General features: G+C 69.5%; 11 protein-coding genes. 5 read left to right on the top strand and 6 right to left on the bottom strand.

Annotated elements, in window-relative coordinates; genetic code table 11:
- Window positions 1-2: 2 nt before the first annotated feature.
- Window positions 3-1,442, bottom strand: coding sequence for a metalloprotease TldD (gene tldD, locus I6J77_RS05085; RefSeq protein WP_204110794.1), 1,440 nt, complete (start codon window positions 1,440-1,442; stop codon window positions 3-5).
- 131 nt (window positions 1,443-1,573) lie between these two features.
- On the opposite strand from tldD, the gene I6J77_RS05080 reads away from it, so the two are divergent.
- Window positions 1,574-2,776 carry a sterol desaturase family protein gene (locus I6J77_RS05080; protein ID WP_204110793.1) on the top strand — a complete coding sequence of 401 codons (1,203 nt, stop codon included), beginning with the start codon at window positions 1,574-1,576 and terminating at the stop codon, window positions 2,774-2,776.
- A 15-nt stretch (window positions 2,777-2,791) separates the two neighbouring features.
- Here the strand turns inward: I6J77_RS05080 and I6J77_RS05075 are convergent, their stop codons facing one another.
- On the bottom strand, window positions 2,792-6,793 hold the full coding sequence (locus I6J77_RS05075; protein ID WP_204110792.1) for a YhdP family protein: 4,002 nt from the start codon (window positions 6,791-6,793) through the stop codon (window positions 2,792-2,794).
- A 36-nt stretch (window positions 6,794-6,829) separates the two neighbouring features.
- Window positions 6,830-8,302, bottom strand: a complete 1,473-nt coding sequence (gene rng / locus I6J77_RS05070) for a ribonuclease G (protein WP_056714912.1) — start codon at window positions 8,300-8,302, stop codon at window positions 6,830-6,832.
- 131 nt (window positions 8,303-8,433) lie between these two features.
- On the opposite strand from rng, the gene I6J77_RS05065 reads away from it, so the two are divergent.
- A complete protein-coding gene (locus I6J77_RS05065) occupies window positions 8,434-9,126 on the top strand; it encodes an ATP-binding protein (RefSeq protein WP_204110791.1) in 693 nt (230 codons plus the stop codon).
- Entirely contained in the window at window positions 9,110-9,628 is a 519-nt protein-coding gene (locus tag I6J77_RS05060; RefSeq protein ID WP_056714906.1) for a mismatch-specific DNA-glycosylase, read from the top strand. The genes I6J77_RS05065 and I6J77_RS05060 overlap by 17 nt, the downstream gene beginning before the upstream one ends.
- A gap of 9 nt (window positions 9,629-9,637) precedes the next feature.
- Here the strand turns inward: I6J77_RS05060 and I6J77_RS05055 are convergent, their stop codons facing one another.
- Window positions 9,638-10,927: a c-type cytochrome gene (locus tag I6J77_RS05055; RefSeq protein WP_204110790.1), complete on the bottom strand. Its 1,290-nt coding sequence runs from the start codon at window positions 10,925-10,927 to the stop codon at window positions 9,638-9,640.
- Window positions 10,924-11,679, bottom strand: a complete 756-nt coding sequence (locus I6J77_RS05050) for a c-type cytochrome (protein WP_204110789.1) — start codon at window positions 11,677-11,679, stop codon at window positions 10,924-10,926. The genes I6J77_RS05055 and I6J77_RS05050 overlap by 4 nt, the downstream gene beginning before the upstream one ends.
- 97 nt (window positions 11,680-11,776) lie before the next feature.
- On the opposite strand from I6J77_RS05050, the gene I6J77_RS05045 reads away from it, so the two are divergent.
- Window positions 11,777-13,399 carry an amidase gene (locus tag I6J77_RS05045; protein ID WP_204110788.1) on the top strand — a complete coding sequence of 541 codons (1,623 nt, stop codon included), beginning with the start codon at window positions 11,777-11,779 and terminating at the stop codon, window positions 13,397-13,399.
- Window positions 13,400-13,423: 24 nt separating this feature from the next.
- On the top strand, window positions 13,424-13,702 hold the full coding sequence (locus I6J77_RS05040) for a hypothetical protein (protein ID WP_204110787.1): 279 nt from the start codon (window positions 13,424-13,426) through the stop codon (window positions 13,700-13,702).
- Between the two features lie 7 nt (window positions 13,703-13,709).
- Here the strand turns inward: I6J77_RS05040 and I6J77_RS05035 are convergent, their stop codons facing one another.
- Window positions 13,710-14,519: a hypothetical protein gene (locus I6J77_RS05035; RefSeq protein ID WP_204110786.1), complete on the bottom strand. Its 810-nt coding sequence runs from the start codon at window positions 14,517-14,519 to the stop codon at window positions 13,710-13,712.
- Between the last annotated feature and the right edge of the window lie 59 nt (window positions 14,520-14,578).

Here is a 14,578-nt window from a genome sequence, read left to right as displayed (position 1 = left end):
GGTTACGACGCCGTACCACCCACAGTCATCGAATCAATCTTCAGCGTCGGCTGCCCCACGCCCACCGGTACACTCTGCCCGTCCTTGCCGCACACGCCTACGCCTTCATCCAGTGCCAGATCGTTGCCGATCATCGACACCCGATTGAGCACGTCCGGCCCGGAACCGATCAGCGTCGCGCCCTTCACGGGACGAGTGATGCGGCCGTCCTCGATCAGGTACGCCTCGGAGGCGGAGAAGGTGAACTTGCCGTTGGTGATGTCGACCTGGCCGCCGCCGAAGTTCGGCGCGTACAGGCCCTTTTTCACCGAGCGGATGATTTCCTGCGGATCGTGCTGGCCGGCCAGCATGTAGGTGTTGGTCATCCGCGGCATCGGCAGCGCGGTGAAGGATTCGCGGCGGCCGTTGCCGGTGGGGGCCATGCCCATCAGGCGGGCGTTGAGCTTGTCCTGCATGTAACCCTTGAGGATGCCGTCCTCGATCAGGGTGGTGCATTCGGTGGGCGTGCCTTCGTCGTCGATGCTCAGCGAGCCGCGGCGACCGGCCAGGGTGCCGTCGTCGACGATGGTGACGCCTTTCGCCGCCACGCGCTGGCCGATGCGGCCGGAGAACGCGGAGCTGCCCTTGCGGTTGAAGTCGCCTTCCAGGCCGTGGCCGATCGCCTCGTGCAGCAGCACGCCGGGCCAGCCGGGGCCGAGCACCACGGTCATCTGGCCGGCGGGGGCGTCGACGGAATCGAGGTTGACCAGCGCCTGGCGCACCGCTTCGTCGGCGAACGCGAGTGCGCGGCCGTTCTCGATCAGTTCGCGGTAGCCGTAGCGGCCGCCGCCGCCGGAATAGCCCTGCTCGCGGCGGCCGTTCGCTTCGGCGATGACCTGCACGTTGATACGCACCAGCGGGCGCACGTCGGCGGCCAGGGTGCCGTCGGAGGCGGCGATCAGGATGGTGTCCATGGTCGCGGCGAGGCTGACGATGACCTGCTTGACGCGCGGATCGCGCGAGCGCGCATACGCGTCGACTTCGCGCAGCAGGGCGATCTTGTCGGGGTTGGGCAGGCTCTCGACCGGGTCGATCGCCGGGTACAGCGCGCGCGCGTTGTGCAAGGCCAGCGGCTTGCCGGCGCCGTTGCCGTCGTGGGCGATCGCGCGGGCGGCTTTCGACGCTTCCAGCAACTGCGGCAGCACGATCTCGTCGGAATAGGCGAAGCCGGTCTTTTCGCCGGACATCGCGCGCACGCCCACGCCCTGCTCGATCGAGTGGCTGCCGTCCTTGACGATGCCCTCTTCCAGCGTCCACGACTCGCTGCGCGAATGCTGGAAGTACAGGTCGGCGGCGTCGATGGACGGGCCCATCAATTGGGCGAACACGCGGTCGAGGTCGCCGGTGGCGATGCCGCCGGGGGACAACAGCTTGCTTTCGGCGAGGGCGATCAATGAATCCATGGGATGCGGTCGGTCTGCGGTAGTTCCGGAACTATCCCACATGGGGCTGTGGCGCCGCGCTTTAAAGCCTGCGCCGCCGTCTTCCACTACCATGCGGCAACGCCAGTCGGCCCATCAGTGAAGGATCACCCGTGAGCGAACATTCCAAACGTGAGGCGGCCCGCGAGGCCATCGAGCGGGCCGTGCAACCGGTGGCCGAGACCCGCGAGCTGCTGCATCGCGACGGCGAGCTGAAGCCGGGGCTGGGCAAGATCAGCGGCGTGATCGCCTTGTCGCTGGGCTTCCTGTGCCTGCTGGCGGTGGTGGCGTTCCACTTTCCGCAGTACCTGACCACGCCGGACCTGCGCCACAAGTATTCGGTGGACGTGCTGCGCCAGGTGCTGCTGGTGGGGCTGCTGGTGGCCGGCGGGATGTCGCTGGGCAACGTCATTCTCAATCGCCAGCGCAACCTCAACATCATGGCCTTCGTGCTGGTGATCGCGGCGGTGGCGCTGGGCGGTTCGCGCGTGCCGGTGGGCGAGTTCCCCGACCACACGCCGTACATCGGGCTGGACTGGTTCATCCTGGACCTGCTGGGCTCGACGCTGATCTTCGTGGTGATCGAGAAGCTGTTCCCGCTGTACAAGGGCCAGGCGATTTTCCGCAAGGAGTGGCAGACCGACCTGAAGCATTTCGCGGTGAACCATTTCATCGTGGGGCTGGCGCTGCTGACGGTGAACTTCCTGCTGCACCACCTGTTCGGCTGGCTGGTCAGCAGCCACTTCCAGCAGACCGTGCGCGACATCCCGTTCGTGCCGCAGCTGCTGCTGTGCGTGCTGGTGGCGGACCTGGCGCAATACTGGACGCACCGCGCGTATCACGAGGTGCCGTTCCTGTGGCGCTTCCACGCGGTGCACCACAGCGTGAAGACGATGGACTGGCTAGCCGGCTCGCGCCAGCACATGCTGGAGCTGATCTTCACCCGCGTCTGCGTGCTGGCGCCGCTGTACATCCTCGGTTTTTCCGAGGCGGCGATGAACGGCTACATCCTGATCGTGGGCTTCCAGGCGGTGTTCAACCACGCCAACGTGCACCTGCCGTGGGGCCCGCTGAAGTACCTGCTGGTGACGCCGGATTTCCACCACTGGCACCACGCCTCGGACGACGAGGCGATCGACAAGAATTACGCGGCGCACTACGCGTTCCTGGACTACCTGTTCGGCACCGCGGTGAAGTCGAAGAACAAGTTTCCCGAGCGCTACGGCGTGGTCGGTGACTACATGCCGGACGGCTTCGTGAAGCAGCAGCTGTTTCCGTTCCGGGGCAACAAGACCGACGACAATCCGGCGGCCTGAACCCCGCCCGCCGCTTCAGTGCTGCACGGATGAAGAAGCCGCCGGCGCCGCGACGCTGCCAGCGGCGGCGGGCGGCAGCAGGATCTGCGGCGTGGTCGGCGGCGCGATCGCGCTGCCCGCTGCCGCCGGCTGACCGGCCGGCGCGTTGAGCAGGGGTGCGGGCGGTGGCGCCGCGGCGCCGTGCTTCTCGACCAGGGTGATCACCGGCTCGTCCCAGCTGCCGGTGATCTTGTAGCGGGCGCTGGCGGCCTGGTTCAGGCCCTTGCCCAGCAGGCCCTGCACGGCGAAGCCCGCGGCCGCGCCGATCGGGCCGCCCACCACCGCGCCGACCAGCGGCAGGCTGTTGCCGACATGCGGCACCACCCGCATCTGCTGGTCGTAATCCTTGCTGCGCAGGCCGGTGCGACCGGTCACGCTGATGTTCGCGGCCGGCCCCTCGATGCGCAGGTTGTCGGTGGTCGCGTTGCCGTCGGCGAGCCTGAAGTCGCCGCTGATCGAGTCGAACGCCAGCCCCTTGCCGAACACGTCGCCGAAATCCAGGGTGAGCCGGCGCGGCAGTTCGGCCAGCGAAACCAGTCCCAGCAACCGACCCACGCCGGGCGAGGCGGCTTCGGGAATGCGGCCGTCGTTGACCTGGATGCTGAGCGTGCCGTCCATGGTGGCCAGCGACAGCCCGCTGGGCGAACCCGGCCAGCTCGCGTCGAGCTGGTCGCGGGTCTTGCCGCCATTGACCAGTCCGTCGAAACCCAGCGCGCCCAGCATGTCGCCCAGGTCCTCGGCGGCGAAGTTGATCCGCATGTGGGTGTGACTGGAGCTGGCGTTGCCGTTCCAGTCGCCGCTGCCGTTGATCTGCACCCGGCTGGACAGCGCACGCAGCTGCTCGATGTGCATGCCGTCGGCGGTGGGCCAGGATTCCAGCCGCGCCTCGCCGAGCTTCGCGTCGCCCAGGCGCAGGTCGCCCACCCAGACATGGAACGGCGGCAGCGCGGCGGGATTGACCCCGGTATTGGCCGGGTCGGGCGGCGGCACGACAGGCGCGGCGGGCGCCGCCGGAGTGGCCGCCACCGTCTTGCCGGCGGCCTTGTGCTTGCCGGCGGTGGTCTCCGGCGTGGCGCTCTTGGGCCAGTACATGCGGGCCAGTCGCGCGGTGACGCCGCGCTTGTCCAGTTCGCGCGTGGGCACGCTGTAGTTGCCGACCATCGCCGGACCGTCCACGTCCACGCTGAGCAGGTCGGGCTGCGGCTTGGCCTGCAGCTTCAGCGGGCCCAGCCGGCTGTCGAACCACTCGGCCTGGTCGGTGCTGATGTCGAGGCTTTCCAGCCCCGGGCCGCCACCGCCGCTGCCCGCCGCCACGTGCTGCACCCAGCCGGTGACGTCGAGCTGGCTGGCATGGCCGCGAATGCGCAGGTCGCGATCGGGCAGCGTGGTCGGCATCTGCGTGCCCAGCACCAGGGTGCCGGCCAGCGGATGCTGGTCGCCGTCGGCCAGTCGCAGGTAACCGCGCAAGGTGTCGCCCAGGCCGAAGCGCAGCTCGCTGCCAGCGGTCGGCAGGCTCAGCGTCAGGTGCAGCGGCAGGTAGTCCGTGGCGGGCTTGTGCAGCGGGGCGGGCAGGTTCAGCGCGATGCCCTGCAGCGGCGAATCGACGCTGAGGGTCTGGCTCAGCGCGTCGCTGCCGGCGACATGGGCGATGCTGAAGCCGATGTCGAACGCGCTGCGGCCGTCGGACAGCTTGCCGAGCCAGTCCAGCGTCGGGTAGTCCGCCACCAGTTCGTCGACGCGGTAGTTGCCCTGCAACTGCGCCGACAGCACGGTGGCCGGATCGCTGTTCGCGCCGGCGATGGCCAGCTGCAGTTTCGATGGCTGGCCGCGGAAGCCGGCGTCCAGCGGACCGGCCTGCATGCCGTGCAGGTCGAACTTCAGCGGGCCGTTGAGCTTGTCCAGCTGGAGGTTCCACTCCGGCGCGCTGAGGTCGGCGTCCTTCAGCCGGGCCAGCCCGTCCAGTTGCGGCGTGGTGCCCTCGTCGCTTTTCAGTGGCAGCACCAGGTGGAAGCCGAAGCTGCCGCTGCCGCCCAGCTTCAGCTTGGCCAGCGTGTCGGCTTCGCGGCTGCCGATCGGGCTCTTGCGCACGAACTCCATCAGGCTGGCGCCGCTGCCACTGCCCTGCACGTTGAGGTCGAGCAGCGGGTCGCCGAAATCCGGGATCAGCGCCACCGCGCGCTCGGCCTTGACGCCCAGCGCATGGCCGCCACTGGCCTCGACCAGCATGCCGCCGTTGATGAAGCTGGCCACCGCGTCGATGCCTTCGGCATGCGGCCAGTCCTTGCCGTAGTCGAGGGTCAGGTCGCTGATCATCGCGCGCGCCTCGAAGCGCCCTTCGTTGTGGCGGAACGGCCAGTCGTGCAGGTCGCCGCGCACCAGCACCTGCGCCTCGTCCAGCCGGCCCGACAGCAGGCCGCGATCGAGCCACTCGACGGTGCCGGGCGACATCGACAGCGGCCAGAACTGGCGTGCGGCGGTCACGTCGGCGTGGTCCAGGCTGGCGTAGAGATTCAGGAACGGCGCGCCGCCCCCGGCCGGCAACACCAGCTCGCCCCGGGCTTGCCCTGCGTAACCGGCGCCGGCGAAGTCCAGTGCGTCGACGCCGATGTGCGACTGGCCATCCTGCGACCAGAACGCCAGCGTGCCGCCCAGCGAGGACAGCGCAAACGGCTGGTGGAAGGCCTGCGGCAGATTCAGCGTGGTGGGCTGGCTCGGCAGGGTCAGCGACAGCGCTTCGGCGTCACCCCGCAATTGGCCGTCCAGACGGCTGATTCCCGGCAGCTTGCCGACCGCCTCGATGCCCACCTCGGCAAAGGCGAGCTCGAGCGCGCGCAGGCCGGCGCGGCGACTCCACTGCAGGCGCAACCGGTCCACCACGCCATGCGGCCGGCCCTTGCCCAGCCACTGCGACAGCGCCGGCGCCAGCCCGGGCTTCAGCGCCAGCCACGGCAGCAGCGGCGCCAGCTGCAACTTGCGCGCGACCGCGTTTACCGCGAACCCGGCGCTGCCCGGCTGGTGCAGGCTCATCGCCAGCACGCTGCCGTCGTCGCCGGCCCAGCGCAGTTCGTAGCCATCAGCGGTCTGGTTCACGCCGGCCAGCCCGTGCAGGGCGCTGACGCTGGCCTGGCCGTCACCGGGCGCGCTGACGGCCAGCGTGTCCAGGTCGAAACGGACCAGGCTGCGGGTCAGTTGGCCCTGCCGCCAGTCCATCCAGGCGCTCAGCTTGCCGTGGCCCTGCTGCACCGCGTAGCCGCCCATGTCGATGCCGTCCAGCAGGGGCTTCAGTTCGGCGCCATCGACGCTGACCCAGACCTGGCCGGCGCTGCCATCCTCGCGGAAGCGGCCGGCGCTGCGCACGGCGGCGTTGACGCCCTCGCGTCGCAGCACGCCGCCAAAGCGCAACTGGTGGCCCTGGTGACTCAGCCGCAGCTGCTTGGACAGCAGCGTGTAGTGCTTGTCCAGCACCGCGTCGGTGACCGACACGCGCAGGTCCTCCAGCCACAGGTCGGCCGACATCCGGCCCAGCGACAGCGGCTGGCGCTGGTCGCCGCCGGCCACGCCGATGCCGTTGACATGCCAGCCATCGGCCTGGCGCAGCAGGTCCAGCTGCAGGCCGCGCACGTGCAGGTTGATCAGATGCCGCGACGGCAACAGCCAGCCGCCGAAATCGAATTTCAGCTCGGACTCGGGCAACTGCAGCACGGCGCCGGCCTGGCCCGCCGCCGCGCCGATCTTCACCCCGTGCATCACGAACTCGGGGCCCGACGGCGTCCAGCGACCTTCCATCGAATCGAAACTCACCGGTCGCTGCAGCCGCGTACCGAGCTGCGCCGCCACCCATTCCGGATGCCGCGCCAGCAGCGGCAGCAACAGCTGCGCCAGCGCCGCCACCACGGCAAGCAGGATCAGCGCGATCCCGGCCACCCAACCCGACGCGCGGGCGCAGCGATGCAGCCGCCGCTGCCACGACACGTTCACGCGCGGCGATCCAGGCCGGAGGTGCCGCCGGCGGATTTACAGCAAGACGACATCAAACTGTTCCTGCGAGTAATGCTCTTCGGCCTGGAAGCGTATGCTTTTGGAGATGAACTCTTCCAGTTCGGCCACCGCGCTGGACTCCTCCTCGAGGATCCGGTTGACCACCGCGGGGCTGGCCATCACCAGCAGCTGCTGCGCGTTGAACTGGCGCACCGCGCGGGTGATCTCGCGGAAGATCTCGTAGGTCACCGTCTCGGCGGTCTTCAGCAGGCCGCGGCCGTTGCAGGCCGGGCAGGGTTCGCACAGCTGGCGCGCCAGGCTTTCGGTGGTGCGCTTGCGGGTCATCTCGACCAGTCCCAGCGCCGACATCGGATACACCGTGGTCTTGGCGTGGTCGCGCGCCAGCCCCTTGCCCAGCATGCGCAGCACCTGGCGCTTGTGCTCCTCGTCGACCATGTCGATGAAGTCGATGATGATGATGCCGCCCAGGTTGCGCAGGCGCAGTTGCCGCGAGGCGGCCTGCGCCGCTTCCAGGTTGGTGCGGTAGACGGTTTCCTCGAGGTTGCGGGAGCCGAGATAGGCGCCGGTGTTGACGTCGATCGTGGTCATCGCCTCGGTCTGGTCGACGATCAGGTGGCCACCGGATTTCAGCGGCACTTCCTTCTTCAGCGCGCGCTGCATCTCGTCCTCGACGCCGTACAGGTCGAAGATCGGCCGCTCGCCGTCGTAGTGCTCGATGCGGTCGTCCAGGCTGGGCATGAACTTGTGCACGAACTTCACCACGTTGTCGAAGGTGAGGCGCGAATCCACCCGCACCTTCTCGATGTCGTCGTTGAGCATGTCGCGCAGGCTGCGCAGCGGCAGCGACAGTTCCTCGTAGACGCGCTCGCACAGCTTCGCCTTGGCGATGTTCTCCTGCACCACGCGCCAGACCTTGCCCAGGTAGGTCACGTCGAAGGCCAGCGATTCGGCGCTCTGCCCTTCGGCATTGGTGCGCACGATGTAGCCCAGCGGGTTTTCGCCGATCAGCGGATTGAGCACGTCGCGCAGGCGCTGGCGTTCGGCCTCGTCCTCGATCCGGGCGGAGATGCCCAGGGTGCGCGCATACGGCAGCAGCACCAGGTAGCGCGAGGGGATCGACAGGTGGGTCGACAGCCGGGCGCCCTTGCTGCTGATCGGGTCCTTGACCACCTGCACCACGATCTCCTGGCCTTCGTGCACCAGTTCGCTGATCGAGGGGACATGGCCGTGGCCATTGCCTTCGCTGCCGTCGGCCGCAGCGGGCCGCACGATGTCCGAGGCGTGCAGGAACGCCGCGCGCTCCAGTCCGATCTCCACGAACACCGCCTGCATGCCCGGCATCACCCGCTGCACGCGGCCCTTGTAGATGTTGCCGACATAGCCCCGCTTCGATGCCCGTTCGACGTGCACTTCCTGCAACATGCCGTTCTCGACCACCCCGACCCGCGTCTCGCGCGGGGTCACGTTGATCAGGATTTCTTCGCTCACTGCATACTCCCCGGACAGAGCATCTTTATAGCGGTGCGGCCGCGGGCTGTCGATGAACCACGCCATGGAATCCGCCCTGCCGGCGCGGATGACGCAAAATGGACACCCGCCCGTTCCCCGGAGCTGAACGCATGACGACACCCATTCTGCTGGCCTGGAGCGGCGGCAAGGACTGCCTGCTGGCGCTGCAGCGGTTGCGGGCGGACCCGCAATGGCAGCTGGTCGGGCTGCTGACCACGCTCAACCGCAACTACCAGCGGGTGGCCATGCACGGCACCCCGCGCGAGGTGCTGCTGGCACAGGCCGATGCGCTGGGACTGCCGGTGCTCGAGGTGATGCTGGACTGGCCCGGCAGCAACGAGGCCTACGAGCAGGCCCATGCGCAGGCGCTGGTCGAGGCGCGCATGCGCTGGCCGGGTATCCGCCACTGCGCCTTCGGCGACCTGTTCCTGGAGGACGTGCGCGACTACCGCGTGCGCCAGCTGGGCCGCGAGAACTGGCGCGCCGTGTTCCCGCTGTGGGGCGAGGACACCGCTGCCCTGTCGCGGCGCTTCGTCAGCGAGGGCCATCGCGCCGTGCTGTGCTGCGTGGACACCCGGCAGCTGGACGCTATCTTCTGCGGCCGCGACTACGACGCGGCCCTGCTCGACGCGCTGCCTGCCGGGGTCGATCCCTGCGGCGAGCGCGGCGAATTCCACACGCTCAGTTACGCCGGCCCGCTGTTCCGCCAGCCGCTGAAGCTGCGCCGCGGCGAGTCGGTGCTGCGCGACGAACGCTTCCAGTTCACCGACTTCCTGCTCGACGACCATGCCGCGACGGACTGATCCCATCCTGCCCGACCTGCTGCAAGCGGGCCTGGCGCTGGTGTTCTGCGGCACCGCGGCGGGCCGGCGCTCGGCCGCCGAACGGGCTTACTACGCCCACCCCGGCAACCTGTTCTGGCGCGCCCTGTTCGAGGCCGGGCTGACGCCCCGCCTGCTGGCACCGGCCGAATTCCCCCTGCTGACCGGCTACGGCATCGGCCTCACCGACCTGGCCAAGCGCCACAGCGGCAACGACGCCGACCTGCCACGCGATGCCTTCGACGTGCCGGCGCTGCGCGCCAGGATCGAACGCCATGCCCCGCGCCTGCTCGCCTTCACCAGCAAGAACGCGGCACGCGCCGCACTCGGCCACGCGGTGAGCTACGGCATGCAGGAGGAAACCCTGGGCCAGACCCGACTGTTCGTGCTGCCCTCCCCGTCCGGCCAGGCGCGCGGGCACTGGGACATCGTGCCGTGGCGGGCCTTGGCCGCGCACTACCGCGCGGCTCGCGCCGGCGGTTGAGCCGGCCGGTCAATCGACGGGCGTGTGCCGCGAAGCCCGCACCTGCTCGGCGCGCACGATCGAGGCCTGGTTGCTCCAGCTGCGGCGGAGGTAGGTCACCACGGCGGCCACTTCCTGGTCACTCAATTGCTGCGCGAACGGCGGCATCGAGTACGGCCGCGGATTCGCCGTGGTGGCCGGGGCAAAGCCGCCGAGCAGGACCATCCGCGTGGCGTTGATGCCGCTGGGCTCGGTCACCGAGGAGTTGCCGTCCAGCGGCGGATAGATGCCGGCCACGCCTTCGCCGCGCTTGCCGTGGCATTCCGCGCAATGCTGCGTGTAGACCTTCTCGCCCTGCTCGGTCAGCGCCTTGGCATCGAACAGCACGGGTTGTTCGGCGGCCGCGGCGCGGGGTGGCAGCGATTGCAGGTAGCTGGCGATCGCGTGCAGGTCGGCCTCGCTCATGTGCTGGGTGCTGCCGGAAACCACCGCGGCCATCGGGCCGAAGGCTGCGCCTTTCGCCGACTGCCCGGTCTTCAGCAGGTCGACGATGTCCTGTGCGCTCCAGCCTTCCAGGCCACCGTGGCGGCGGGTGCTCAGATCCGGCGCGTACCAGTTCTGCACCGGGATCTGGCCGCCGGTGAGGTGCACGTCCGCCGGCGTGCCGCCCAGCGAGTCGCGGGCTGCATGGCATTCGTTGCAATGGCCCAGTCCCTGCACCAGGTAGGCGCCGCGATTCCACTCGGCCGATCGCGCCGGGTCGGGCGTGAACCCGCCTTCGCGGAAGTACAGCGCGCGCCAGGCCTTCAGGCTGTTGCGCACGCTGTACGGGAAGGCCAGCGACGACTTGCCGTCGGGCTGGTGCACCGGCGGCAGCGACTGCAACCAGGCAAACATCGCCAGCGCGTCGTCGCGACTCACATGGGTATACGAGGTGTAGGGGAAGGCCGGATACAGCAGCTCGCCATGACGACCCTTGCCGGCGTGCAGCGCCTGCCAGAAGTCCTCGAAGCTCCACTCGCCCAGGCCGGTCTCGCGATCGGGCGTGATGTTCGGCGCCGGGATGTCGCCAAAGGGCGTGACTATCACCCGACCGCCGGCCAGCGGCGCCCCGCCCTGGGCGGTGTGGCAGCCGGCGCAGTCACCGACGATGGCCAGGTACCGGCCTTGCGCGAGCAACTGCGGGTCCGCCAGCGTGGCCGCGGAAACCTTGCTGGCCGAGCGCGGCGTGGGCGCATGGCCGCCACCGAACCACCACCAGGCCAGCAACGCCACGATCAGCAGCACGACCGCCAGCAGCAGCCAACGCAGCGCTTTCATGAGTCGTCCCCGGTGGCGCCGAGCACCAGCACCCCGCACGCCAGCGGCGGCGTCACCGAACCGGCCGGCTGCGCATGGGTGTCGGCCGGCAGCTCGCGACTGGCCAGCGCGGCGGCCACCGCGGTGATGTCCGCGGCGCTGAGCCGGCTCGCCACCGTGGCCATGCAGTCCGGCGCCACGGTGGAGCGGGTATGCGTGCGCCACGAGCCCAGTTGCGCGCTGAGGTAGTCATACGGCAAGCCGACCAGTCCGGGCGTGGACGGCTCCACGCCGGTCAGCTGGCTGCCGTGGCAACTGCTGCACGCGGGAATCCTGCGGGCCGGGTCGCCCTTGCCGATCAGTTCCTCGCCACGCTGCAGCGCCGCCGCCGACACCGGCGGCAGCGGCGAGCGGCTGTAGGGCACCTGCTGCGCCGCGAAATACTCGGCGATCTCGCGGATGTACGCCGGCGGCAACTGGCGCACCGTGTATTCCATCGGCGCGTACTTGCGCAGGCCGTTCTGGAAGTCCTGCAGCTGCCGCGCCAGATACGCGGCCGGCTTGCCCGCCAGTCGCGGGAAGTAGCCGCTGCCGGGGGTGCCTTCGCCGTGCACGCCGTGGCAACTGGTGCAGGCGGCAATGCGCTGCTGCAAGGTGTCGGGAATCACCGGCGCGTCGGCGGCGCGACTGGCGCTGGCGCCGATCAGCGCGAATGCAAACAGGGAGGCAACGGCAAACCAGCGGGGACGGAGCGGGCGACGGGTTTTGGTCATCCGCCCATTGTACGCGTGCCGCCGCGACGTCCAAGCCGCAGCGGCGCTAAGCTGCAGCCTTGCGACAGCAGCCGCTTCCACCAGACCGGGGGTTACCGTGAATCGTTCAGCCGTCCATCTCGCCGCGCTCGTCACCGCCCTGCTCGCCGGCCCGGCGCTGGCCGCGGAAGTTCCGGCGGCGCCGCCCGCCGACACCGCCTACGCCTCGATCGATCAGCTGCAGCAGCGCATGGACGCCGGCACGCTGGACAGCCGCCAGTTGACCGGCCAGTTGCTGCAACGGATCGAACGGATCGACCGTGCCGGCCCGAGCCTGCACGCGGTGATCGAGACCAATCCCGATGCGCTGCAACTGGCCGGCACGCTGGACGCGGCCCGCGGTGCTCATGACAAACTCGGCCCGCTGTACGGCATCCCGGTACTGCTCAAGGACAACATCGACACCGGCGACCGCATGCTGACCACGGCCGGCTCGCTGGCGCTGGCCGGCGCGCCCGCGCCGCGCGACGCCGGCCTGGTCGAGCGGCTGCGCAAGGGCGGCGCGCTGATCCTGGGCAAGACCAACCTCAGCGAGTGGGCGAACTTCCGTTCCAACCACGCCAGCAGCGGCTGGAGCGCCCGCGGCGGGCAGACGAAGAATCCCTACGTGCTCGACCGCAATCCCTGCGGTTCCAGTGCCGGCTCCGCGGCGGCGGTGGCGGCCGGGCTGACCACGGTGGCGATCGGCAGCGAGACCGACGGTTCGATCATCTGCCCCGCGGCGATGAACGGCATCGTGAGCATCAAGCCGACCCTGGGCCTGGTCAGCCGCAGCGGCATCGTGCCGATCAGCCACAGCCAGGACACCGCCGGCCCGATGGCGCGCAGCGTGGCCGACGCCGCGGCCCTGCTCTCGGTGATCGCCGGCAGCGACCCGCGCGATCCGGCCACCCGCGACGCGGACAGGCATGCGACCGACTACACGAAGTTCCTCGATCCGAACGGACTGAAGGGCAAGCGCATCGGCGTGGTGCGCCAGCTGGCCGGGGCCGAGCCGAATGCCGATCGCGTGCTCGAAGAGTCGATCGCGTTGATGAAGGCGCAGGGCGCGATCATCGTCGACCCGGTGAAGCTGCCGCACTTGGCCGAGCTCGGCGACCCGGAAATCACCGTGCTGCTGTACGACTTCAAGCACGACATCAATGCCTACCTCGCCACGCGGCAGGGCCTCGGCGTGAAGACGCTGGCCGACCTGATCGCGTTCAACCGCACGCACGCCAGCGAGGAGATGCCGTGGTTTGGCCAGGAACTGTTCGAGCAGGCGGAAAAAAAGGGCCCGCTCAGCGACAAGGCATATACCGATGCGCTGGCCAGGGCGAAGCGGCTGTCCGGCCCGCAAGGCATCGACGCGGCGCTGCACGCGCAGCACCTGGATGCGCTGCTGGCGCCGTCGTGGGGGCCGGCCTTCATGACCGACCCGGTGCTTGGCGACCACATCGTCAGCGGCGACCCGACCGTGGGCGGCGCCTCGCAGCCGGCGGCGGTCTCGGGCTATCCGTCGATCAGCGTGCCGGCAGGCTTCGCCCACGGCCTGCCCGTCGGCATCGTGCTGTTCGGCGCGAAGTGGAGCGAGCCGACGCTGATCGCGATCGCCTATGGCTTCGAGCAGCATGCGCAAGCCTGGCAGCCGCCGCGGTTCCTCGACACCGTGGGCGGCAAGCCGGTGCCGCCGGGCCGCTGAAGCACAGGCCCGGAGTCGCGACCGATGGAACGCCAACCGCACATCCACTGTCCGCATTGCGCGTGGGAGCCGCGGGCGGACAGCCGATGGTGCTGCACCTCGCGCGAACCCGGCTCGGGCTGCGGCACCTTGTGGAACACGTTCTGGACGGCGGGCTGCTGCCCCGGCTGCGGCCACTACTGGGAAATGACCCAGTGCCTGTCGTGCCGGCGGGCCTCGCCACACACGCAGTGGTACCACTTCCCGCCGCCGGACGAGGGCCACGTCGGCGAACGGGAGCAGTCGCTGGAAACGGTGGACTGATCCCCCCTCAGCGCAGGTAGACCGTCGGTCCCAGCACCGCCGCGAAGGCCAGCGTCATCAGCACGCCAGCCACGAAGATGGCGTAGCTCCGGTCGATCACGAATCCCCGCGGCGGCTCGTTGCAGGGCTTCGCGTAGGCGACGTTGAACAGGCCCGCGGTGCCGCCGAACGACGAGGCGACCGCCGACATCAGGGTGATCATGATGCCCAGCGGATTGAACAGGCTGACCAGCACCGCCGACACGCCGCCGATCAGGTAGATCGCCATGGCGATGTGCCACTGGGTGCGGCCGGCGACCTCGCCGCCACCGAGCATCGTCCGCAGCATCCGGATCGACTGCTTCACGACGCCGATATAGACGGCCAGACCGATCACGAACATCACTGCGCGCCACAGCCAGGGCCACGGCAGCGGACCGATGCCGCCGCCGGCAGCCGGGCCCCAGTCGCCCAGGTTGGAGACGCCGGAAAACATCCAGTAACCGGCGGCCACCATGCCCTTCACCGTGAACACGATCCACAGCACCAGCCGCGGCAGCGGCTGCCGCGCACGATGCCAGCCGAGCAGCGCCAGCACGGCCAGCACCACGTCCATGCCGGTGCCGGCCATCGCCACCAGGCGATGGGCCCACGGACCGGTGCCGGGACATTCGATGTAGTACGCGCCAAGCTGGCTGGGCAGATGCCCGCTGGCGACGCAGGTGAGCGCGTGGCCGCCCAGCTCGTGCGCCATGGTCAGCAGCGGCAACAGCAACAGCGCCAGGCCGGCCAGCGTCCAGGGATCGACTCGCGGCGTGGTGCCCGTGGATTCGCTCATCGCTCGCGCCTCCGCTGTTCGTTGGAGGCATTATTCCCGCGTTCGGCAGGCGCAGATCA

The sequence above is a fragment of the Rhodanobacter sp. FDAARGOS 1247 genome (genome assembly GCF_016889805.1).
In the GTDB taxonomy this organism is placed as follows: domain Bacteria; phylum Pseudomonadota; class Gammaproteobacteria; order Xanthomonadales; family Rhodanobacteraceae; genus Rhodanobacter.
This window is presented reverse-complemented; position numbering and strand designations above follow the sequence as displayed.